Origin of the sequence: Mesorhizobium sp. NPDC059054 (genome assembly GCF_042739215.1) — a bacterium.
Taxonomy (GTDB): Bacteria; Pseudomonadota; Alphaproteobacteria; order Rhizobiales; family Rhizobiaceae; genus Mesorhizobium.
Map to the genome: position 1 here is coordinate 20,189 of NZ_JBHYHV010000007.1, position 22,864 is coordinate 43,052.

At 60.8% G+C, this 22,864-nt stretch carries 22 protein-coding genes; 13 read left to right on the plus strand and 9 right to left on the minus strand.

Annotation, left to right across the window (positions count from 1 at the left end):
* Window positions 1–112: 112 nt before the first annotated feature.
* From ACFWXH_RS26650 to ACFWXH_RS26675, 6 genes are all read left to right on the plus strand, one after another.
* Entirely contained in the window at window positions 113–1,510 is a 1,398-nt protein-coding gene (locus ACFWXH_RS26650) for an ABC transporter substrate-binding protein (protein ID WP_379124456.1), read from the plus strand.
* Between the two features lie 83 nt (window positions 1,511–1,593).
* A complete protein-coding gene (locus ACFWXH_RS26655; RefSeq protein WP_379124457.1) occupies window positions 1,594–2,472 on the plus strand; it encodes a carbohydrate ABC transporter permease in 879 nt (292 codons plus the stop codon).
* Window positions 2,473–2,486: 14 nt separating this feature from the next.
* Window positions 2,487–3,293, plus strand: a complete 807-nt coding sequence (locus tag ACFWXH_RS26660) for a carbohydrate ABC transporter permease (RefSeq protein WP_379124458.1) — start codon at window positions 2,487–2,489, stop codon at window positions 3,291–3,293.
* A gap of 31 nt (window positions 3,294–3,324) precedes the next feature.
* A complete protein-coding gene (araD, locus tag ACFWXH_RS26665) occupies window positions 3,325–5,037 on the plus strand; it encodes an L-arabinonate dehydratase (RefSeq protein WP_379124459.1) in 1,713 nt (570 codons plus the stop codon).
* 8 nt (window positions 5,038–5,045) lie between these two features.
* Entirely contained in the window at window positions 5,046–5,951 is a 906-nt protein-coding gene (locus ACFWXH_RS26670; RefSeq protein ID WP_379124460.1) for a dihydrodipicolinate synthase family protein, read from the plus strand.
* A gap of 29 nt (window positions 5,952–5,980) precedes the next feature.
* Complete coding sequence (locus ACFWXH_RS26675; RefSeq protein WP_379124461.1) at window positions 5,981–6,691, plus strand: FadR/GntR family transcriptional regulator; 711 nt, start codon at window positions 5,981–5,983, stop codon at window positions 6,689–6,691.
* 52 nt (window positions 6,692–6,743) lie between these two features.
* Here the strand turns inward: ACFWXH_RS26675 and ACFWXH_RS26680 are convergent, their stop codons facing one another.
* The 8 genes from ACFWXH_RS26680 to ACFWXH_RS26715 all read right to left on the minus strand — a co-directional run bounded on the left by ACFWXH_RS26680 (window position 6,744) and on the right by ACFWXH_RS26715 (window position 13,818).
* On the minus strand, window positions 6,744–7,628 hold the full coding sequence (locus tag ACFWXH_RS26680; RefSeq protein WP_379124462.1) for an aldose 1-epimerase: 885 nt from the start codon (window positions 7,626–7,628) through the stop codon (window positions 6,744–6,746).
* A complete protein-coding gene (locus ACFWXH_RS26685; RefSeq protein WP_379124463.1) occupies window positions 7,628–8,383 on the minus strand; it encodes an SDR family oxidoreductase in 756 nt (251 codons plus the stop codon). Before ACFWXH_RS26685 ends, ACFWXH_RS26680 begins: the two co-directional genes overlap by 1 nt.
* Before the next feature lie 8 nt (window positions 8,384–8,391).
* On the minus strand, window positions 8,392–9,123 hold the full coding sequence (locus ACFWXH_RS26690) for an ATP-binding cassette domain-containing protein (RefSeq protein WP_379124464.1): 732 nt from the start codon (window positions 9,121–9,123) through the stop codon (window positions 8,392–8,394).
* Window positions 9,120–10,103 (minus strand): ABC transporter permease, encoded by a 984-nt coding sequence (locus ACFWXH_RS26695; RefSeq protein WP_379124465.1) that lies wholly within the window; start codon window positions 10,101–10,103, stop codon window positions 9,120–9,122. The genes ACFWXH_RS26690 and ACFWXH_RS26695 overlap by 4 nt, the downstream gene beginning before the upstream one ends.
* 63 nt (window positions 10,104–10,166) lie before the next feature.
* Window positions 10,167–11,141, minus strand: coding sequence for a sugar ABC transporter substrate-binding protein (locus ACFWXH_RS26700; RefSeq protein ID WP_379124466.1), 975 nt, complete (start codon window positions 11,139–11,141; stop codon window positions 10,167–10,169).
* Window positions 11,142–11,194: 53 nt separating this feature from the next.
* Window positions 11,195–11,884: a GntR family transcriptional regulator gene (locus ACFWXH_RS26705; RefSeq protein ID WP_379124467.1), complete on the minus strand. Its 690-nt coding sequence runs from the start codon at window positions 11,882–11,884 to the stop codon at window positions 11,195–11,197.
* Window positions 11,885–11,952: 68 nt separating this feature from the next.
* Entirely contained in the window at window positions 11,953–13,152 is a 1,200-nt protein-coding gene (locus ACFWXH_RS26710) for a mandelate racemase/muconate lactonizing enzyme family protein (protein ID WP_054311685.1), read from the minus strand.
* 3 nt (window positions 13,153–13,155) lie between these two features.
* Window positions 13,156–13,818 (minus strand): FadR/GntR family transcriptional regulator, encoded by a 663-nt coding sequence (locus ACFWXH_RS26715; protein WP_379124759.1) that lies wholly within the window; start codon window positions 13,816–13,818, stop codon window positions 13,156–13,158.
* Between the two features lie 159 nt (window positions 13,819–13,977).
* On the opposite strand from ACFWXH_RS26715, the gene ACFWXH_RS26720 reads away from it, so the two are divergent.
* From ACFWXH_RS26720 to ACFWXH_RS26735, 4 genes are all read left to right on the plus strand, one after another.
* The gene (locus tag ACFWXH_RS26720; protein ID WP_379124468.1) at window positions 13,978–14,868 is read left to right on the plus strand and encodes an SMP-30/gluconolactonase/LRE family protein; all 891 of its coding nucleotides are present in this window, start codon (window positions 13,978–13,980) and stop codon (window positions 14,866–14,868) included.
* Window positions 14,869–14,938: 70 nt separating this feature from the next.
* Window positions 14,939–15,721: an SDR family NAD(P)-dependent oxidoreductase gene (locus tag ACFWXH_RS26725; RefSeq protein WP_379124469.1), complete on the plus strand. Its 783-nt coding sequence runs from the start codon at window positions 14,939–14,941 to the stop codon at window positions 15,719–15,721.
* A 21-nt stretch (window positions 15,722–15,742) separates the two neighbouring features.
* Window positions 15,743–16,993 (plus strand): enolase C-terminal domain-like protein, encoded by a 1,251-nt coding sequence (locus ACFWXH_RS26730; protein WP_379124470.1) that lies wholly within the window; start codon window positions 15,743–15,745, stop codon window positions 16,991–16,993.
* A gap of 82 nt (window positions 16,994–17,075) precedes the next feature.
* Window positions 17,076–18,227 carry a fumarylacetoacetate hydrolase family protein gene (locus ACFWXH_RS26735; RefSeq protein ID WP_379124471.1) on the plus strand — a complete coding sequence of 384 codons (1,152 nt, stop codon included), beginning with the start codon at window positions 17,076–17,078 and terminating at the stop codon, window positions 18,225–18,227.
* Here the strand turns inward: ACFWXH_RS26735 and ACFWXH_RS26740 are convergent, their stop codons facing one another.
* A complete protein-coding gene (locus ACFWXH_RS26740; protein ID WP_054311682.1) occupies window positions 18,228–19,082 on the minus strand; it encodes a MurR/RpiR family transcriptional regulator in 855 nt (284 codons plus the stop codon).
* 438 nt (window positions 19,083–19,520) lie between these two features.
* Between ACFWXH_RS26740 and ACFWXH_RS26745 the strand changes: the two genes are divergently transcribed.
* The 3 genes from ACFWXH_RS26745 to ACFWXH_RS26755 all read left to right on the plus strand — a co-directional run bounded on the left by ACFWXH_RS26745 (window position 19,521) and on the right by ACFWXH_RS26755 (window position 22,837).
* Complete coding sequence (locus ACFWXH_RS26745) at window positions 19,521–20,168, plus strand: isochorismatase family cysteine hydrolase (RefSeq protein ID WP_379124472.1); 648 nt, start codon at window positions 19,521–19,523, stop codon at window positions 20,166–20,168.
* Window positions 20,165–21,478, plus strand: a complete 1,314-nt coding sequence (locus ACFWXH_RS26750) for a M20 family metallopeptidase (RefSeq protein WP_379124473.1) — start codon at window positions 20,165–20,167, stop codon at window positions 21,476–21,478. Before ACFWXH_RS26745 ends, ACFWXH_RS26750 begins: the two co-directional genes overlap by 4 nt.
* A 126-nt stretch (window positions 21,479–21,604) precedes the next feature.
* Window positions 21,605–22,837, plus strand: a complete 1,233-nt coding sequence (locus ACFWXH_RS26755) for an ABC transporter substrate-binding protein (protein WP_054311679.1) — start codon at window positions 21,605–21,607, stop codon at window positions 22,835–22,837.
* Window positions 22,838–22,864 lie beyond the last annotated feature (27 nt).

A 22,864-nucleotide genomic window follows, 5' to 3' on the forward strand; every position in this document is an offset into this window, starting at 1 on the left:
ATGTCCTCTCCCTTATTCCGTCTTGACCATTAATAACTCCGATAATATGAGTATTCAAGATGTGAGTTGATCTTGTTGCCCGGCATGGTGCCGGTTCCGTTGGGAGGATGTGATGAACAAGATGAAAATGCCGACGGGAGGGTTGCACCTTACGGTGGACCGCCGCTCGTTCCTGCGTGCGACTTCGATATTGGCCGCGGGCGGTGCGATTGCTCTCCGCTCGGGACTTCCGGTCCATGCGCAGGAAAACAGCGCCGAGCTGCTCAAACTCTACGCCGACGCAAAGGTCGACTGGCAAAAACACAAAGGTCAAACGATCGTGCTCGGCGGGTTGGAACACCCCTGGATGAATGCAGTCGTGCCGCTGATCCCGCTCTTCACGCAATTGACCGGCATCGAGGTGAAAGTCGACAAACAGTCCGAAACGGAGTTTTCAGCCTCCATGCCGGTGAAGCTGGGAGGCGGCAGCGCCACACCGGACGTCTTCATGATCTGGGCACTTGGCCAGGCGATCTCAGCCAAATGGCTGCAGCCCCTCGACGCATTCCGCAACGATGCCTCCCTCTTTGATGCTGCATGGTACGACGAGCCCGATATCTTCTCGTCCGCCCGCAGCTTCGAAAAATGGAGTGACGGCGCGTCCTATGGGCTCGCCATCACCGCCGAGGCGCAGACCCTCTTCATGAACAAATCCATGCTGGATGCGAAGGGCCTTTCCGCCCCTGCCTCGATGGACGATCTGCTCAAACTCGCCGGCGCGCTGAAAAGTGAAGAGGTCGCCGGCATCGCCATGCGGGCAAAACCGACAGGCGACGCTGCGCCCTGGACGCTGGCAGGCTTCGTTTTCTCTTATGGCGGTGCCTATGTGACAAAGGACGGCAAGTCCGGCCTTGCGATGCCGGAATCGATCGCCGGGCTCGACATGTATGGCAAACTGCTTCGCGAGGCAGGACCGGTCGGCATCGCCAGCTACCATTGGATGGAATGTCTGAACGACTTCATGCAGGGAGCCGTGGCGATAGGCTGCGATTCCTCGAACTTCGCCACCGACATCGAAGACAAGTCGAAAAGCACCGTCGCTGGAAACACGCTGTTTGGCGTCCTGCCCGCGCCCGAGGGCAAACCTGCCAAGCCCAACATGTGGCACTGGATGGCCGGCATCAACGCGAAGTCCGCCAACAAGGATGCCGCCTGGCTCTTCCTGATGTGGGCAACATCCAAGCCCACCTCCACCCTGGCCGCTGCAGCTGGCCTCGCGACGCCGCGCGGCTCCGCCTGGCAGACATCGGCCTTTCGTGACCGCTTCGGCGCTCAAGCCGCAGATGCCGCGTTGAAGAACCTGCAGGCTGCCGATGGCGATCTGTTCAAGGCCGCCTGGTTCCACCCGAAGGCTCCGGAAATCCTCGATGCGGTCGGCATCGCCGTCAACGAAGTCGTGACCGGCAGCAAGGATGCGGCCAGGGCCTTTGGCGATGCCGACGGCAAGGTTCGCCAGGCTTTGGAAATGTGAGGCCAGGAATTTGCATAGAAATCAGTCGAGAAGAGTTGCGCCTGTGACGTGGCGCAACTGCCAAAAGAAGGCGTGATCTGGAAATGGACGCGCGGACGCGTTTCATCATTCTCATGCTGACACCGGCGACAGCGCTGTTGCTCGGCCTCACCATCTTTCCCTTCATCGCGTCCGTCGCGATGAGCCTCAGCAACTATTCGCTGGTGACGCCTGACTCCCTGGCGTTTGCAGGGCTGCAGAACTACTTCAAGCTCCTGCAAGCAGAAGAGTTCTGGACCGCCTTGCGCGCGACGGCGTTGTTCACCGTGTTTGCAGTCGCAATCCAGCTCGCGCTCGGCGTGGCAATTGCCACATTTCTGCATCACGAGACCCGAGCCGTTCCGCTTCTGCGAGCCATCTATCTTCTTCCCATGGCGATCACGCCGGTCGCTGCCGTCTTCACCTTCCGCATGATGCTCAACCCCTCGCTAGGCGTGTTCAACTACCTGCTGAAGCTGGTGGGCCTGCCACCACAGGATTGGCTCGGCACCCCGGCAATGGCCATGACATCATTGCTGATCGTCGACACCTGGCAGTGGGCACCCTTCATCCTGCTCATCGCGGCAGGTGGACTCGCAGCGATGGACGAAGAGCCGCTGCAGGCCGCCAGGATGGATGGCGCGACCGAAGCCCAGGTTTTCTTCCATCATACCCTGCCCGCGCTTCTCCCTTATCTTGGCGTCGCCATCGTCTTTCGGGCCATCGATGCCTTCAAGACCTTCGACATCATCTTCGTGCTGACGGGCGGCGGGCCGGGCGTCGCGACCAGAACGTTGAATCTCCTGGCCTACAAACAGGGCATAGAATTCCTCTCGATGGGTTACGCCGCCGCCATCGCGATCGTCATGCTGGCCATAACCATCATCGCCGCACAGGTCTTCCTCCGCCGCATGCGCATGTTCATGCCGAGGGCGGCGTTATGAGAGCGCTGCGTTCCTTGACACCTCTTGCGCGCCGCCTCGCCTTATCGGCCTTTGCCCTCTGGTGCATGTTCCCCATCTACTGGCTGGCCATGATGTCGCTGAAGACACAAGTCGACGCGATGGCGCGACGGCCCAAATTCCTGTTCGCTCCGATCCTCGACAACTACCTCACGGTTCTTTCCGATCCTGCGATCTGGACCTATTTCGCCAACAGCGCCATCGTGGCGCTCGCCTCGACAGCGCTTGCCTTGCTGATTGGTCTTCCAGCGGCCTATGTGCTGGCACGATACCGCTTTCGCGCCAATGCCGACTATGGTTTCTGGATTCTGACCACCCGCATGACGCCGCCGGTCGCGGTGCTGATCCCGTTCTTCGTGATGTATGTGAAGACGGGACTCATCGGCACTCATGCCGGCCTCATCGTCGCTCATGTGGCGATCAACCTTTCCATTGTCGTCTGGCTGATGAAGGGTTTCTTCGAGGATCTGCCGGGCGAATTGGAGGAGGCTGCCGCCATCGATGGCGCGACCTACTTCCAGGCCTTTGCCCATATCTGCCTTCCCGTCGTTCTGCCTGGAATTGCGGCCGTGGCGATACTGGCATTCCTGTTCTCCTGGAACGAGTTCCTGTTTGCATTGGTTCTCGGCGGCAACGATGTGCGGACCGTGCCTCTCGGTCTTTATGCCTTCGTCGGCTACCAGCAGGTCCGTTGGGGCGAGTTGTCTGCTGCTTCGATCGTCTTGCTGGTCCCCGTTCTGCTGTTCGTTCTCATTTTCCAGAAGCAGCTGATCCGCGGCCTGACCATGGGAGCCGTCAAGTGAGCTGGGTGCAGGCACAATTGGAGTTCGCAAGGTGACAAAACTGCGCTCGCAGCACTGGTTCGGCGGCTTTGGCAAGGACGCCTTCATCCATCGCAGCTGGATGAAGAACAACGGTCTGCCGGACGATGCGTTCGATGGCCGCCCCGTGATCGGTATCTGCAATACCTTCTCCGAGTTCACGCCCTGCAACGCGCATTTCCGCGGGCTTGTCGAACACATCAAGGCAGGGGTGCTCGAGGCGGGCGGCTTACCCTTGGAGTTTCCCGTATTCTCCTGCGGGGAATCCAATCTGCGTCCAACCGCCATGCTGTTTCGCAATCTCGCCTCGATGGATGTCGAGGAAGCGATCCGCGGCAATCCGATGGATGGCGTGGTGCTGATGGCCGGCTGTGACAAGACCACGCCGGCGCTGGTCATGGGAGCGGCCTCCTGCGACCTGCCCTCCATTGTCGTCTCGGGCGGGCCGATGCTCAACGGACGCTTTCGCGGCCGGGAGATCGGCTCGGGAACGGACGTGTGGAAGTTTTCCGAGGACGTGCGTGCCGGCATCATGAGCGAGCGCGAATTCGCCCAGGCCGAAAGTGCCATGTCGCGCTCTGCCGGTCATTGCATGACCATGGGCACGGCTTCGACCATGGCCTCGATGGTGGAGGCGCTCGGCATAGCCTTGCCCGGCAATGCCGCCTACCCCGCCGTGGATGCCCATCGTGCGCGGCTGGCGCGGATGAGCGGCCGTCGCATCGTGGAAATGGTGAAGGAGGATCTGCAACTGTCGCAGATACTGACAAAGGAAGCATTCGAGAATGCGATCCGAGTCAATGGCGCCATCGGCGGTTCGACCAACGCCGTCGTCCACCTTCTCGCAATCGCCGGACGTGTCGGTGTGGATCTCACGCTCGACGACTGGGACCGGCTGGGGCGCGAAGTGCCCACCATCGTCGACCTCATGCCCTCCGGGCGCTTCCTGATGGAAGATTTCTGCTATGCCGGCGGCATCCCCGCGGTCATGAAGGAGATCGCCGACCTTCTCCATCTCGACGCCCTCACGGTAACCGGCAGAACCTTGCGTGACGAACTCACGGAGGCGATGAACTACGATCCTGAGGTCATCCGACCGAGGCAGGAAGCGCTGACACAGCATGGCGGGATCGCCGTCCTGCGTGGCAATCTCGCCCCGGATGGGGCGATCATCAAACCTTCCGCCGCCTCACCCGAATTGATGTCTCACCGGGGTCGGGCAGTCGTGTTCGAAGATATCGACCACTACAAAGCCACCATCGACGATCCGACACTCGACATCGACGAAAACTGCATCATGGTGCTGAAGAACTGCGGCCCGAAAGGCTATCCCGGCATGGCCGAAGTCGGCAATATGGCGTTGCCGCAGAAGCTTCTCAAGAAAGGCGTGCGCGACATGGTGCGTATTTCGGACGCGCGCATGTCCGGCACGGCCTTTGGCACGGTGGTGCTGCACACGGCACCGGAAGCCGCCATCGGTGGACCATTGGCTCTTGTGCGCAACGGCGACACCATCGAGTTGGACGTGGATGCGCGCAAGCTTCATCTCGACGTTTCGGATGAGGAACTGGAGCGGCGCCGAAGAGAATGGGAGGCGCCGACACCCGACATGCCGGGTGGTTATCAGGGCCTCTATGTCGGGCACGTCCTGCAGGCGGATCGGGGCGCGGATCTCGACTTCCTCGTCGGATGCCGCGGTCACGCCATTCCGCGCGAAAGCCATTGAGGCGTCCGATGAGCAAATTCGACGCCGACAATTTCCATGGCATCCATGCCATCGTCTACGCGTTGTTCGACGGCGAGGAGCGATTGGATCGCACTGCCATGCGAAGGCAGGTGGAACTTTGCCTCGCAACCGGGGTCCACGGCATGGCGGCGCTGGGCCTCGCCACGGAAGTCTCGAAACTTACAGAGGCCGAGCGCCGCACGCTGATGGACTGGGTCGCGGAAGACACCGCCGCAAGAGTCCCGCTTGCCTTCACCATCTTCGGCGCTTCGGTCGCCGAGCAGATCGCGCAGATCCGCCATGCCGAAAGTGTCGGCGCGGATTGGGTCATCCTTCAGCCACCGCCGGTCGGCACCTATGGCGCTGCCGAATATATCCGCTTTTTCGGACGGATCGCGCAGGCAACCGATTTACCGGTGGCCATTCAGAATGCCCCAGCCTTCTTCGGACGCGGGTTGACCGCCGACGAAATACGCGACCTCGTCGGCCAGCATCCCAACATCCGTCTGGTCAAAGGCGAAGGACCCGTTGTCGACATAGCAGGTCTGATCTCACGCACCGACGGTCGGGTGCCCGTGTTCAACGGCCGTGGCGGACTGGAGTTGACCGATAATTTTCGCGCCGGCTGCCGAGGCATGATCCTTGCCCCCGACTGCGTCGACTACGCGGTGCGTGCCTATGAAGCTTTTCGTATCGGCGACGAAGACAGCGCGGAGGCAGAGTATCGGGCGATGTTGCCGGCAGCGGTTTTCGTCATGCAAGGCATCGAAAACCTGATCTGTTACGGCAAGCGCCTCTTTGGTGTCCGCTCCGGCATTCCGATCCATGATCGTGCTCCAGCCCTTCGTCCCGACAAGATCGGGCTTGAGATGGTGGAGCGTTTCGCGGCACAACTCGGCCCGCTGACACTATGAATAGCGGGTAACGCGAGGGGACAGCCGAAATGACGAGCGAGATGATGGAACCTGTGCCTGCTTCCGGCAGGGGGCTGCCGGCCCAGATAGCAGCCCGGATGGGACGCAGCATCTTGCGTGGCGAATTGCGGCCGGGCGACAAGCTGCCGAAGGAAACCGACCTGCTCGACCAGCTTCAGGTCAGCCGCACGACGCTGCGCGAGGCGCTCACTATCCTGACCAGCAAGGGTTTCATCGAGGCCAAGCAGCGCATCGGCACGAGCGTTCGCGCACCGGAATTCTGGAACACGCTCGATCCTACGGTCATGGCATGGCATGGCGAACAGGACGAAAAGGCCTTGGCGGAGGAATTGTTCGAGATCAGGTCGGCGATCGAGCCGCTCGCAGCGGGGTTGGCAGCGCGGCGCGGCACCAAGACCGATCTTGCTCAGCTTCGCGCGGCACTCGCGACAATGGCTCAGGATCATTCCAATCCGAGACTTGCCATGGAGGCCGACATCGCCTTCCACCTGGGCATCATCCAGGCTGCACATAACCGCTTCCTCGCACCTGTCGGTTCCGTCATCCGCGCGGCGCTCACCATCAGCGTTCCGAAGACCTTCGCCAGATTCGGCGGCATGGGTCATGCGCTCGGCATGCACGAGGCAATCGTGAAGGCGATAGAACAGCGCGATCCCGGCAAAGCCACCAAGGCGGCCGAGAGGCTCATTGCAGATACGTACGAGCGCAATTTCACATGAGCATTTGAAAGGCTGGACCCGCACGCGTCGGCTGTTCGTAACAACAACCTGATCAAGTAGTGACAGAGAACCTGGCGCTGGCTTTTAGTCCGTCCCCCGGCGCCAATCTCACCATGCCGTGCGCGATCGGGCCTTCAGGCAGATTGAAGGCATCGACAGGATGAGAGACTGGTTCAAAACAAAAGAAGTCGGCGTCGCTCGACGGCGAAAAAAGAACATACTGGTTCAGCAACTCGCTCGCCTCGACCACGACCGCCAGGTCTCGATCCGGCCAATCGATGCGTGCCTGACGATCCCAGCCGACAAACCAGTTGTTGACCCAGGATCGCGGCAGGTCATGCCTTCGGTTGAAATCCAGTTCTGAATGCGCAGACATGAGCTCCAGCGCTCTCGGCAGATGGTCGTCACGCTCGAGCCAGACGCGCTCGGCAGGAGCCGTCAGGCAGGTGCTGCGATCGCGCACGAACCACGGATGGAAACCCAGACCGTAAGGCAAGGTAAGTGCCGCCCTGTTGGTGACGGCAAGCTCCATGACAAGCGTCGCCCCCGACAGCCTGTAGGTCATCGTGGCGTCATAGCGGAAGGGACCGGGTCCATTTCCATCCAGGGAAAGCGTGACAGCCTCAGCCGTGCTTTCGACAACCCTCCAGACTGTGGAGAACCCACTGCCATGGATGGGATATTGTTCGGTCTGCATGTTCCGCTCGACCGGATGAAACGCGCCGTCGAACGCAAAGCCGCCTCCCGACACACGCCCCGAGAACGGAACCAGCAGGATGTTCGACAGGCCAAAGGGATGCTCGGTTTCAGGATCGACCGAACGGAACACCGGTGTCCAGCCGCCGCGATGCATCACATCGAATGACGTCAGTCCCGCGCCCAAATCCGGCCGGATCGTGATCCTGGCGGCCGCGTTGGACAGACTGAGAGGCTTCATCACCAGCCGCCGTCGATAGGGATGTTCTGTCCTGTGATCAGGTCGGAGGCAGGCGACACCAGGAACAAGACCAACTCAGCGACATGCACGGGTTCGATGCGAAGTTTCAGGCACTGATTCTCGAGGATCCAGTCGTTGTATTCCTGCAGCCGATCGGCAAAGACCCGCCGTTCGGCATCCGAAACGACCGCACCGGGCGAGACGGCATTGACGCGCACGCCATGCGGGCCCAGTTCTCGGGCCAGCGACTTGGTCAGGCCAAGCATGGCGCCCTTCGAGGCGACATAGGGCACGTAGCCGTCCCAGCGGCCATTCAGCGTCACCGAGCAGAAATTGACGATCTTGCCGTAGTGCTTTTGCTTCATCGCCGGCGCCACCGCGCGGGCAAGCGCGAAGGCAGCCGCGGAGTTCACCCGCAGCTGGTCCTCATATTCCTCGAGCGAGAATTCTTCGAACGGCTTGTTGATGATCAGGGCCGCATTGTTGATCAGGATATCGATGCCACCGCAGCCTGCCGCGAGCGCTTCGGCGCGCGCCTGTGTCGTGGCAAGGTCGTTGAGATCGTGACCAACATAGGACGAGCGGACCCGATGTGTCGCGGCTATCTCGGTTGCAAACGCCTCACCGCCTTCCGCGCCCGGGCGATCGAGCAGCAGGAGGTTGGCTCCCGCTCGAGCGAGCGTATCGGCCTGGGCGCGACCCAGAGTTCCCAACGCTCCGGTCAGAAGCACGGTTTTTCCGGTAAGTATCGTCATGAGGCTGCTCACAGAAGATCGTGGACTTCGTCGATCGAGGTCTCGGTCGTCGGTCGATCGAAAACGATCTCGCCGCGCGCCATGGCCACGATCCGGTCGCAGGACTGGAAGACGTGTTGCATGTTGTGCGAGATGAAGATGCCGGTCAGCCCCTGCGCCTTGAGGCCGCGCACGAAACCGATGACCTTGTTGGTTTCCTTGACCGAGAGATGATTGGTCGGCTCATCCAGGATCAGCACCTTCGACTTGAAGTGCATGGCGCGCGCGATGGCCACGCCCTGCCGCTGACCGCCCGACAATTCACCGACCAGTGCGTCCGGCGAACGCAGATGCAGATCGACGTCGGCGATCGCCTGCACGCTTTCCTGGCGCATGCGCTTCTGATCCATGAGACCGAAACTGCCGATCTTCCACTTCAACGGCTCGCGGCCGATGAAAAGGTTCCGCGCGATGGACATGGTCGGAACCATGGAATTGTACTGGTAGATCGTTTCCAGCCCATGATGCATGGCATCCTTTGGCGAGCGGAAATGAACCTCCTTGCCCTCGATCAGGATTTCGCCGGCATCCTGGTGATGCACGCCGGATAGGATCTTGATGAGGGTCGATTTGCCGGCGCCGTTGTCGCCGACGAGACCGACCGTCTCGCCGGGATGTATGGTGAGAGAAACATTCTTCAGCGCATGGACGCCGCTGTACCATTTTTGCAGGTTGCGGCACTCGATGATCGGCGTGGTCATTTGTGTGCCTCCACCTTGATCTTGCGCGACATCTTGGCCATCCAGGCATTGGCGATGACCGCGAACATGGTGAGCAGGCCGATCGCGAACTTGAACCAGTTGGCATCCACGCGAGACAAGACCAGGCCGTTGTCGATCGTGCGGATGAGCAAAGTGCCGATGATCGCGCCAAAGACGGTGCCGATGCCGCCGGCAAGCGCGGTACCGCCGATGACCGCGGCGGCCACCGCCTGCAGCTCCAGCCCCTCGCCGATCGACGGCAAGGGCGAGCCGAGGCGCAACACCTGGAGCAGGCCGGCGAAGCCCGCCAGCATCGAACACAGCATGAAGCAGACGATCTTCACGCGCTTGACCGGAATGCCCATCGAGGCGGCTGCCTCGTTGAAGCCACCTGTGGCGCGGATCCAGTTGCCGAAATTGGTCAGCGACAGGAATGCTCCGGCAAGCACCGCGATAACCACGAACCAGACGAAGGACATGCGCAGGATCGAGCCCTGCCAGATATAGTCGGTGAACAGCCAGGTCGGCAGGTTATCGGGCAGCAGCGGCGGAAAACCGCCTGAGATGACGATGGTGAGCGAGCGGGCGATGAACAGCATGCCCAGCGTCGTGATGAAGCTCGGTATCGCGAATTGCAGGGTGATATAGCCGTTGATGAAGCCGATCAGCGCGCAAAGCGCCAGCCCCAGCAGCAAGGCGACCGGAAAGGGAATTCCGCCGTTCAGCATCACTGCGATGCTCATCGGCATCAACGCGAACACAGACCCTACGGAAAGATCGAATTCGCCGCAGATCATCAAGATCGTCACGCCTATGGCCACCAGCGCCATTTCCGGCAGAAGTCCCATGACGCCGCGAATGTTCTCCACGGACAACAGGATCCCGTTCGACTTGATCTGGAAAACCGCGATCAGGATGACGAGCAGCGCGAGACCAGCCAATTCCGGCTTGTCCAGATAGATTTTCAAAAACCGCTTCATGGGGTTCACACTCGTGCTTGGCGTCCCGCACCGGGAGCGCGGGACGCCGGGGAAGACCGGGGATCAGCGCAGACCCTGCTTGGACATTTCCATGATCGCCGCGACATCCTTCGGCGTGACGATGCCCTGCCCCGTGTCGATGTCGGCCGGAGTAAGGCCGGCGGTCTTGTAGAGATAGGCCTGCATGACGGGCATGAAGCCTTGCATGTAGGGCTGCTGGTCCACCTGGACCTTTACATAGCCGGCCTGCATCTGCTGGAGGACTTCCGGCACCAGATCGAAACCGCCCAGGAGCACCTTGCCGGGTTCGACGCCGCGATCCTTGAGCACCTTGGCGACGCCGGCTTCCCAATAGCCGGTGTCGAAATAGGCGGTCGTGTTGGGATTGGCATTCAGATAGGCACCGATGCGATCGGCGGTGAGCGCAAGATCGGTGGCGGAATCGATGCGCGTGATGTTGATCTCTCGGTCCTTGTGCTCTGCCTTGTATTCTTCCAGGAACTTGGTGACGCCGGCCGCGCGCTGCTCGGACCAGGTCTGCCCAGGAGCATTCACGCCAACCAGCAGGTTGAGCGGACCTTCCTTCGGGAAATTCTCGGACTGGGCCTTTGCCAGCGCATAGCCCGCGGCGACGAAGCCTTGGCCGATAAACGCCTTTCGGGCATTGCCCTTGGCGCCCTGGCTGTCGTCCACATTGACCGCCAGCACGAGAATGCCGGCATCCGTGGCTTCCTTGATGGCGTTGTCGTAGGCCTTGTCGTCGACGATGGCGACGAAGATCGCGTCCGGCTTGGATGCGATCGCGGCCTGCAGATTGGCCACGGCCTGTTCGACCGAACCCTCCTGCTGCGTCAGGATCAACTGGCAAGTGGCCCCGACCTTGGCGCAGGCATCGTCATACCCTTTCTTGACCGACTGCCAGAACGTGTTGGACGCCGAAGAATGGCTGATGAAGGCAATGTTGAGACCTTCGGCACCAGCCGGCGAAGCCATCAGCGACAGGCCGAGAGCGGTGGCGGCCAGGAATTTTTTGAGCATGCTTTCCTCCTTTGACATGTTGTTGTTCTTGAGCGTTTCCACGCTGCTCCCGTTCAACCGCGGTCGAACAGTTCCGCACGGCTGCTGGCGATTTCCGGCAGCGAGTTCAGGATTTCCCTCAGGTGCAGGCGCATCGCCTGTTCAGCACCGGCCTGATCGTTTGTCGCGATCGCCTCGACGATGCGCTCATGCTGATCGATCAGCCGGGTGACATGCATGTCGTCGACAGACAGGAACCGCACGCGGTCCATCTGCGCCTTGACGCCTTCGATGACGTTCCAGGCGTAGCTCTTGCCCGCGGACGCCGCGAGTGTGTGGTGAAAGAGCTCATCGAGGCGCAGGAACGCCGCGCGGTCGTTGTGAGGAACTTTCTTCTGTTCAGTGATTTGTTTGCGCAACTCATCGATCGCACTGGGTTCGCCGCTTTCGGCGATCAGCCTTACGACATCGGCCTCGATCGCCTCGCGCACGAAGCGCGCATCCATCACGGCCGCGACCGAGATCTTCGTCACGAAGGTCCCGCGCTGAGGCAGCACCTGCACAAGACCTTCCTCGGACAGCTTGATGAAAGCTTCGCGCACCGGCTGGCGGCTGACGGAAAGGCTCTTGGCGACCTCGGATTCGGAAAGACGTTCGCCCGGCAGGAGCTCAGCCTGGATGATGCGCCTGCGCAGCAGACGATAGACCTGCGGTCCGACCGTCTCCCCCAGGGAAATGCCGGCAGGCACTTCGGCGATCTGCATGGAGCCCTCCCAAGGCAAAGCCAATCTACCCTACTACCATACCAGTTAATCGCATTTCTGGTTTCCGTTCAACTGGTCTTTGACGAACGACGGTGGACGGTGAATTTCCGATCGAGATCCTCGGCCAGATCGACGCCATGACCAGGACCTGGCGGAACAGTGATCATGCCGTCCTTGACGCTCGGAAGTTGCGTGGTGAGATCGGCGTACCAGGTCTTGTAGTAGGCCCGTACGCTTTCCTGGACGAGCGCATTGGGTGCGTTCAGGGAGAGATGCGTCGAGGCCGAAAGCACGACCGGTCCCGTGCAATCGTGCGGGGCAACCGGCAGATGCCAGGTCTCGGCCATCGTTGCGATCTTCTTCGCCTCGGAGAGACCTCCGCACCAGGACAGATCGAGCATCACCACGCCCGCGGCATCGGTCTCCATCAGGTCGCGGAAAGCCCATCGTGTCGCCAAGGTCTCGGAAGCACAGAGCGGCGCGCGGCTGGCAGCCGCGTAACGCTTCAGGCTCGATAGCGAATCCATCTTGATCGGGTCTTCGTGCCAGAAAGTGGCGTATGGTTCGAGCGCTCGTGCAATCTGGATGGCCGGCGTCAACTGCCACATCGAATGGAACTCGACCATGATGTCGATCTTGTCACCGACCCGCTTGCGGATCTTCTCGAACGGCTCGAGCGCCTTCCTCATATCCGGGCCTGAAATGTACTGGCCCGAGGTTTTCTCGGCGGCGATGTCGAACGGCCAGATCTTCATGGCGGTGATGCCATCGGACAGCAGATCCTCGGCAAGCTCATCCGCCCGTTCAAGGAAACCGTTCAGGTCGTCATAGTCTCGCGCCCGCTCGCCGAGGCCGTAATTGGCCGTCTGCTGCCCTTTGGCGTGGCGCATGTAGGTGTTGCCGGCGCAGGTGTTGTAGGTGCGGATTTCGCGGCGCGAGAAGCCACCAAGGAGCTGGGCAATAGGCAGGTTAGTCGCCTTGCCGAACAGGTCCCAGAGCGCGATGTCGATCGCCGAATTGCCGCGTGTTTCGACGCCTGTCGAGCGAAAGCCGAGATAGCCGGTCAGGTCCCTGGATATCTTGTCGATCTCCAGCGGATCGCGCCCGAGCAGCTTGGGCGCCGCGACTTCATGGATGTAGGTCTCGACCGTCTCGGCCATGAAGAAGGTCTCGCCGAGGCCGGCGATGCCTTCGTCGGTGTGAACGCGCACCCACAGAATATTCGGGAACTCTGTGACCCGAATGGTTTCGAAACAGGTGATCTTCATCGATCAATACACTCCAGCGGCCAGAAGCGCCTTAACCGTCAGGTCGAAATGCTCCACCATGGCGGCTTCTCCCTTGGTGGGGTCGCTATTGGCGATTGCCTGGGCGATCGCCAGATGCGTGTCGACGCTTTCCTGGCGCGTTTCGTTGCTGCCGCGGCTTGCCCATCCGATCGGCCAGGTGTGGCGCGTGACGACGTGGAAAGAACCGACGATCATCGAAAACATCGGGTTCTTGGAAGCCAGACCGATCGCCTCGTGGAAGGCGATATCGTGCTCCATGACCTTTTGCGGCTCATGGAAATCACGCTGCATAGCCTCGGCGAGCTTCAGGATCTCAGCCGCCTCCTTGTCCGTGCGCCGGAGCGCAGCCAACGCCACCGTGCGCCGCTCCACCGTGCGCCGGACATCGAAAATCTGCTGGATGGTGGCCTGGTTGGTATGAACGGCATGATCGGTGATCATGGCCAGAACATCCGCTCGCGGCGCTGCCACGCGGGCGCGCCGCCCATTGCCGATATCGATCAAGGTCAGCGCGGCAAGCGACCGATAGGCTTCGCGCACGATGGTGCGCGACGTGCCTGTCAATTCGGAGAAGGCCCCTTCGCTCGGCAGTTCGTCTCCGACCTGCAGGCCATTGTCGCGGATATGGCTCTGCACCGCGGTCATCACGCGATCGAGCAGCCCTTCACCGCCTGCGCGATCGGCCGGCTCTTGAGAGCTCAACTCCGCTTCCATCGCCTTCATACCTATCATATAGGTTGATATTGACCTTGCAATAGATTCGCTATCACCTATTGTCAATGCGATTTGCGTACGGGAGGACGAATGCAAGCCGACATTTTCTTCGATGCACGCGATGTCGTTGGCGAAAGCATCATCTGGTCCAGCGAGGAACGGAGCCTCTACTGGGTCGACATCGGCGGCAAACGCATTCACCGCCTGGAGATCGAAAGCCGTCGGCACGACAGCTGGATGACGCCGGATTTTCCGACGTCGATCGGCCTGCGCAAGGACGGCGGCTTCATCATGGGCCTTCGTCGTGAGGTCTGCTTCTGGCAACCGGATGGAAAATTCGAAATCTTCGCCGAAATCGAAAACGACCTGCCGGACAACAGGCTGAACGAAGGTCGCGTCGCCCCTGATGGATCGTTCTGGGTATCGACGATGCAGAACAATCTGAATGCGGACGGCTCACCGAAAGACATGGATCGCGCGTCCGGCGCGATATACCGGATCGACCCGTCAGGTCAGGTCAGGCAGCTGACGCCCAACGAATATGGCATCACCAACACGATGGGCTGGACGCGCGACAACCGCTTCTTGTTCGCCGACACGGTGGCCAATGCGATCTATTGCTTCTCCTATGATCCGACCGCGAAGACAATTTCCAAGCGGCGCACCATCGTTGAGGGTTTCGCGCGCGGCCTCCCCGACGGCTCGTGCCTCGATGCAGAAGACAATCTTTGGAACTGCAGGGTCGTTGGCGGCAGCGCGGTCGCCAAATTCACGGCCGATGGCGACCTCCTGCATCTTGTCGAACTGCCGGTGAGTTGGCCGACGAGCTGTACATTCGGTGGGGACGATCTCACGACGCTCTATGTCACTTCGGCCCGCTTCACCATGACGGCCGACCATCTTGCAGAACATCCGCAGGAAGGGAGTCTCATCGCAATCGGCAATGCTGGACGCGGCGTTCTCGAACCCAAATTCGGTTAGCGAGAACCGCATTGACAAACTTGTATGGTAGCATTCTAGTTTAGATCGTGATGAACACGGACATCCCCGTATGCAATTCGAAGGCAAGAGCATCATCGTTACTGGAGGCAGCCTCGGCATGGGTCGAGCCTGCGCCGAACGCTTCGCCGCGGAAGGCGGACAGGTGCTGATCGTTGCCAACGACGGCGAAACGATCGAGCGCGCCGTTTCCGAGATCGACGGCGAAGTTGCGGGTTTTGTGGGGGACGTAAGAAACGCTGCAGACATGGAACGCGCGGTCGCCGATGCCGTCCAGCGGTTCGGCGGTGTCGATATCCTCGCCTGCTGCGCCGGCATCCAGCGCTATGGAACCGTTGTCGACACGCCCGAGGATGTTTGGGACGACGTCATGGACGTCAATTTGAAGGGCATCTTCCTGGCGTCGAAATACGCAATCCCGCAGATGAAAAAACGCGGCGGCGGCGCCATCGTCGCGATCTCGTCGGTGCAGGCCTACGCATCGCAGGCTGGAGTGGCGGCCTATACCGCCTCGAAAGGTGCAATCAACGCCCTGGTACGCGCGATGGCGCTTGACCATGCGGAAGACAACATCACCGTCAACGCCGTCTGCCCCGCCTCGATCGACACCCCCATGCTGCGCTGGGCCGCCGACCTCTACAAAGGCCAGATCAGCCAGGACCAGTTGATCGAACAGTGGGGCAAGGGCCATCCGCTCGGCCGCGTCGGCAAGGCGGAAGAAATTGCCGAACTGGTCGCCTTCCTTGCCAGTGACAAAGCCCGCTTCATCACGGGCGCCGACATCAAGATCGACGGTGGCACGATGGCCAAGCTGGGCATCGTCCTTCCCGACTGAAAACAGCGAATTCGAAAGCATATGATGAAGCGGCCCAAGATCACCGATATCCGCGCCACCACCGTAACGGTTCCGCTGGAGGCGCCACTCAGGCATTCCAATGGCGCCCACTGGGGACGCTTTGTGCGAACGATCGTGGAGGTTGAAACCGACATCGGCATTGTCGGCCTGGGAGAGATGGGCGGCGGCGGTGAAAGCGCCGAAGCCGCCTTCGCGGCGTTGAAAACCTATCTCGTCGGTCATGACCCTTTCGAACTCGAACAGCTCCGGTTCAAGATCTGCAATCCAACGGCCAGCCTCTACAACAACCGCACTCAGATGCACGCGGCGATCGAGTTTGCCTGCATCGACATCATGGGAAAATTCCTGGGCGTGCCGGCCTGCGACATTCTCGGCGGCAGGATGCGCGATGAAGTCGGCTTTGCCAGTTATCTCTTCTTCCGGTTGCCGAACAAGGAGAGCGGCCAGGGCGAAATCCGCACGGCTGACCAGTTGATCGCCCAGGCGCTCGAGTTGAAGAGGACGCATGGGTTTACCGCACACAAGCTCAAAAGCGGCGTGTTCCCACCCGAATATGAGCTGGAAGTCTATCGCGCGCTCGCCAAGGCGGTCGGCTCCGACACGGTCCGTTATGATCCGAACGCCGCGTTCACCGTCGAAGAAGCGATCCGTTTCGCCAAAGGAATCGAAGATCTCAACAACGACTACTATGAGGATCCCACCTGGGGCCTGAATGGCATGCGGCGCGTGCGCGAAAACACGCACATGCCGTTGGCAACCAACACGATCGTGGTCAATTTCGAGCAGTTGGCGACCAACGTGCTCAACCCGTCCTGCGATGTGATCCTACTCGACACGACGTTCTGGGGAGGTATTCGCGCCTGTATCAAAGCAGCCACGGTCTGCGAAACCTTCCAGCTCGGCATTGCCGTGCATTCCTCAGGCGAACTCGGCATCCAGCTCGCCACCATGCTGCATCTCGGCGCCGTGCTGCCGAACCTCGTTTTCACCGCGGATGCCCACTATCACCAGCTTGTCGACGACATCATCGTCGGCGGTCCGATGAAATATGTGAACGGGAAGATCCCGGTGCCGACAGCGCCCGGACTCGGCATCGAACTCGACCGCGACAAGGTCGGCAAATATGCCGATCTCTACAGGACACTTGGTGGCTACCCCTATGACCGTGACCCTGCCCGGCCGGGCTGGTTCGCAACGGTGCCGAACACGCGATGGGCCGATCCGAATGACGACCGGGTGGTCGACTACTAGCTTGTAGCAAACCAGGCTCCATGCTGGAGCTTGCGAACATCCTGAAAATCGAACCTAATCGCCCAAACAGGAGCAAGTGACAGTGACAATCGGGCATGATGTCTTCGCCAGCGGCACATTCGTCGGGCGGGTTTGGGACCCTTCCATCGCAGGCCCCACCCTTGTCACGATCCGTGACGGCGAGCTGATCGACATTACGTCAAAGGCCACGCCCACGATGCGCGACCTGCTCGAACGTGAAGACGCGGCTGAATATGTAGCCCGCGCCGACGGTCCGGTGCTGGCATCACTGGCGGATCTGCTGCTGCAATCCGGCGACCGGGATCAGCAGGCCGTGCATCTTCTGGCACCCAATGACCTCCAGGCGGTCAAGGCCTGCGGCGTGACCTTCGCGCGCTCGATGATTGAACGCGTCATCGAGGAGCGGGCTGCCGGCGACCCCGACCTCGCCATCAAGATCCGCGAAAAGGTCGTCGCCATCGTCGGCGACAGCCTACGCAACCTGAAGGCGGGCTCGGCCCAGGCGGCCAAGGTCAAGGAAGCGCTGATCGAAGACGGGATCTGGTCGCAATATCTGGAGGTCGGGATCGGCCCGGACGCCGAGGTCTTCTCCAAGGCACAGGTCCTTTCCTCGGTCGGCCATGGTGCGGATGTCGGACTTCATCCGATCTCGAAGTGGAACAACCCTGAACCGGAGATCGTGCTTGTCGTGAATTCTGCGGGCACGGTGAAAGGCGCGACGCTCGGCAACGACGTCAACCTGCGCGACGTTGAAGGACGGTCGGCCCTGCTGCTTGGCAAGGCCAAGGACAACAACGCCTCATGTTCCATCGGACCGTTCGTCAGGCTGTTCGACGCAACCTATACGATCGATGACGTGCGCAATGCCGAACTGAGGCTGAAGGTAGTCGGCGAAGATGGCTTCGTGCTCGATGGTCGAAGCTCGATGAAGGAAATCAGCCGCGATCCGCTGGATCTCGTGTCACAGACCATCGGCCGGCATCATCAGTATCCGGACGGGCTGGTGCTGTTCATGGGCACGCTCTTCGCGCCGACCGAGGATCGCGGAACACCGGGACAAGGCTTCACCCACAAGATCGGGGACATCGTCACGATCTCCAACGACGAGCTCGGCGCGCTGACGAACCGGGTACGTCTCTCGACGGATTGCCAGCCCTGGGTGTTCGGCACGTCCCATCTCATGCGCAATCTGGCGGCCCGTGGGCTGCTTTGACTATGTATCCCCAGACTTGTCGCCTCGCTCGAACCTGACGGCGTCCCAGGCCTTGATCCGGTCACGCGTCGCATCCCAATCGCGCTCGGAAATGCTTGCGACCATCGCGTCAACGATCGCCAGGGCGCCCGCATAGCTGTCCCATGCAGTCCTGTTTTCCGTCGGCAGGGCGATGACCTCGGCGGCATAGGCGGCAGCCGGCGACATCCATTTGTCCGTAACGAGTATGACGGATGTCCCAGCCGATTGGCGCACCTTACTCGCCAGCTCGACCAGGCGCTGCTGATAGCGGCGGAAATCGAAGATGATCAGCAGATCGCGCGCCCGCATGCGCAAGATGTATTCGGGCCAGATTTCCGTGTCTGGCGGCAGGTGGAAAACGTTGCGCCTGACCTGCCGCAAATGCCGCGAGAAGTGCTGGGCGATGGCATCGCTGATACGCCCGCCGACAATGTAGATGGCGCGCTTGTCGTCGGCCAGCAGATCGCAGATGCGTTCGAACTGGCTTTGCGTCAGCGACTCGCCAACGGCACGGACGGCTTCAGCAGTCAGGTCCAGGAAGGACTGCAGGAAATCCGCGCCGTCGCTTGTCATGCGTTCGTGCAGATCGACAGGGGAACGGTGCCCTTCCTTCAGTTCGCCGATCAGGCGCCGCTGGAAATCCTGGTAGCCGTGACAGCCGAGTTTCGTGACGAAACGCGTGATCGAGGGCGCCGACACACCCGTTTGCTCGGCTAGCGTCTGGATCGTCTGCAATCCGGCGAACGGATAGTCGGACAGCAGTGCCGCGGCAAGCTTTCGCTCCGCAGGGGTAAGCGTTTCGGCAAGGCTGTCGATCTGTTGACGGAGCTCCATGCTTCACCCTTCCATATAGAAATTTTTCAGTCAATCTCGATTCATCGGTTGACATTGATGGAATTTTTTCATCATCTTTTGGAAAAAAGAATGGGAACTGAAATTGGAATTCAACTTGCCATCAGCACTGCGCACATCGCGTGTTGAGGTCCCTTCGCCTAAGGGGATCGACAGCGCCGCGCAGTGTCTGTTTTTTCTTGGCTGCAAGCATAGTCTCCAGCCCGTTCCGGCCAGCTTTCGCAGCACCGGCATGCCACCGCGTCGACCTGAAACGTCATATAGCTCAGGGCATCGACTCAGAAAATCGCGCGAAGACGGTCTCGCAGCAGCGCGCACAACGGCACCTCATTCCCGTGCATGCACCTTCATTTCCACGCCCGAAATGGACACACGCCTGAACACCGCTGGCAGTGGTGCAGCCAGGCTGGAGACTATCCTATGACACTCACCCGCGACGTGGCTCTTGTGCCCGAACAGTCCGCCCTGCTTTTCATCGATGTTCAGAACTTCTCTGCCCATCGCAAGGGCGCCGAGTTCGCCGATCTCGACGACGCCGAATTCGATCGGCAATACGGCTGGTTTTTCGGTGAACTCAGCAACCATGTCATTCCCAACATGCAGCGGCTGCAACGGGCGTTCCGGGATCGCCGCATCGAGGTGATGTACACCACCATCGAGAGCCTCACGAAGGACGGCCGCGACCGCAGCCTCGATTACAAGATCACCGGCTTCAACGTGCCCAAGGGGTCGTGGGACGGCAAGGTTATCGACGAACTGGCCCCCGACGACGACGAGATTTGCCTGCCCAAGTCATCATCGTCGGTCTTCGTCTCCACCCACATCGACTACATCCTGCGCAATCTGGGCGTTCGGCAGTTGGTCGTCAGCGGCATGCTGACCGACCAGTGTGTTGAAAGCGCCATCCGCGATGCCTGCGACCTCGGCTATCTGGTGACCCAGGTGACCGACGCGTGCGCCACCTACACGAGCGCGCGGCACGACAACTCGATCAGCACCATCAAGGGTTATTGCCGCCAGGTCACGACCGAAGCGCTGATTGCGGAATTGAGAGGAATAAGCCGATGAGCAATGGAACGAACGACGTCTGGAGCCGTATCGACGCCGATCGTGACTATGTCGTTAACCTGGCGCGAGACCTGGTTCGGATCCCCTCCGTCAACCCGAAATTCCAGGTCGAGCAAGGCCTCAATCGCGAGGCTGACGTTCAAATCCTTCTCGACGGTCACCTCAAGGACCTCGGCTTCCAGACGCGTAGCTGGGATGTCTTCCCCGATCGCCCGAACCTGATCGGCGAATGGGATGGCTCCGATGACAAGAGCTTGATCCTGTGCGGACACATCGACGTCGTCCCGGTCGGCGACACGAGCCGCTGGGCACGCGATCCTTTTGGCGGAGAGATCGCCGAAGGCAAGCTATGGGGGCGCGGCGCCGTCGACATGAAGGCCGGTGTGGCGGCCTGTGTGGCCGCGGCACGCGCGGTGAAACAGGCCGGCATCAAGCTCGAGGGCCGGTTGGCCATCCACAGCGTCGTCGATGAGGAAGCCGGCGGCTTCGGCGCCATGGATCTCGTGAAGCGCGAAAAGCGTCTCGCCCGCCGCGCAATCGTTGCCGAGCCGACCTGGGGCAACATCGTTCCGGCCGAGGGCGGGCTGACCTGGGTAAGGGTCACCATCTTCGGAAAGCAGGCTCACGCCGGCTGGCGCTTCAATTCGATGTGGCCGCAGCCGCATGTCCAGGGCCGTCTCGAGCCTGGCGTCAACGCCATTGAACTCGCGACGCGTTTCCTCATGGCCTTGCGCGATTTCGAGCAATCCCGCTGCCGCGACAACTGGCATCCGCTGACGCCAGCCGGGCTTGCCACGATCAACCCTGGTGTCATCCGCGGTGGGGCGGGTCTCGGGCCCGACGGCACGCCGCAGATCATGACCAATGCGGCGATCATTCCCGACGTCGTCACCATCGACCTCGACTACAAGTTCATGCCGCAGGAACAGTTCGAGGACGTCAAGGCGGAATTCGAGAATTTCGTCAGCCATTTCGCCCGGACGGACGCGTGGATGCGCGACCACCCCCCGGCGATCGAATGGGATCTGTTCGCCCTGAACTTCCCGCCGATGAACACGCCTGTCGACGATCCACTGGTCTCCGCCCTCGCGGAACGCGCCCGGCACGTGCAGCGCAAGGCGCCTGAGATCAAGGGATTCGAGGCCGTCACCGACGCTGCTCACTACGCGGGCGCGGGCGTCGTACCGGTGATCTACGGACCGGGCGGCGACGGCTTCCACGGCGACAATGAATGCGTGGAGATCGAGAGCCTGATCGAGACGACAAAGGTGATTGCAGCGGCGATCATCGATAACTGCGGAACACGCTAGAGCAATTCCGGCAAAAGTGCGCAGCGGTTTTGCGTCCGGAATTGCGTAAAAACAAAGAGTTAAAGCATCTCCGCGTTCCGTGAAAAACGGAAACGCTCCAGACACAAAAACGGCAAGGGGAACGACATGCTGACAAGACGTATTTTCATGGGCGCGGTCTCGGCGCTTGCGCTAACCGCCGCAACCGCTTCCGCCAGCGCCGACGTGATCAAGCTGGGCATCCTGGCGCCCCTCACCGGCCCCGCCGCCGCGGACGGCCAGGAAGTCGCCAACGGCGTCAAGCTCGCCGTGGAGGACCTCAACAAGGCAGGCGGCGTCGCCGGGCACACTTTCGAGGCCGTCGTTGCGGACGTCGGCGATGCCAGTGCCGACAAGGTCGCCACCGCTGCCGAACGCCTGCTCGGTGACCAGGCGACGGGTGCCATCTTCACTGGCTACGCATCCACCAGCAATTTCGAAATCGACATGATGGCCGAGCAGGACATGATCTACCTCGTGTCGGGCAACTCGCAACAAACGAAGGACATCGTCTCGCCCGACCCGTCCCGCTTCACCACCATCTGGTCGCTGACGCCATCCTACGATGCCTACAACACCGAGATCGTGCCGGTCATCGATGAACTCGCCACGAGCGGCAAGCTGAAGCTGCCGAACAAGAAAGTGGCGCTGGTGGCGTCCGACAATCCCTATTCGAAGGGCATCGCCAACGGCATGGCCGAGGCTTTCAAAGCCGCCGGCTGGGAAGTGACCCAGAATGACCTCCTGCCCTTCGGCGAGATCAACGACTGGCGGGGATTCCTGGCCAAGGTGCGGCAGGATCCGCCGGCCCTTCTGATCAACACCGACTACGTCTCAGCGAATGCCGCGACCTTCATGCGGCAGTTCATGGAAAATCCGACCAACAGCCTCGTCTTTATCCAGTACGCGCCTTCGGTGCCGGAATTCCTGGAACTGACCAAGGAGAAATCCTCGGGCATCGTCTACAACGCGCTCGGCGGTCCGGTGCGTGCAGCCAGCAACCCACGCGCTGACGAAGTCATCGGCAAATACAAGGCCGCATACAATGTCGAGCCGGGCTCCTATGGCGTCATGCTCTACGAACAGGTGATGCTCTATGCTGACGCCCTGGCCAAGGTCGGCGATCCTGCGAAGCGCCAGGAGATCGGTGCGGAGATCGGCAAGGCCGACAAACAGACAGCCATGGGGCGCACGCGATTTGATCCGGCTACACACCTTGCGGTCCAGGGCAAGGATGGAATGCCGATCCAGTTCTATCAGATCCAGGATGGCAACCGCGTGCTGTTCTATCCGAAGGAATATGCGGGCGGCGAGTTCAAGCAGCCGGTCTGGATGAAGTGATCCGCAGTGCCGCGCCTGAGAGCAATT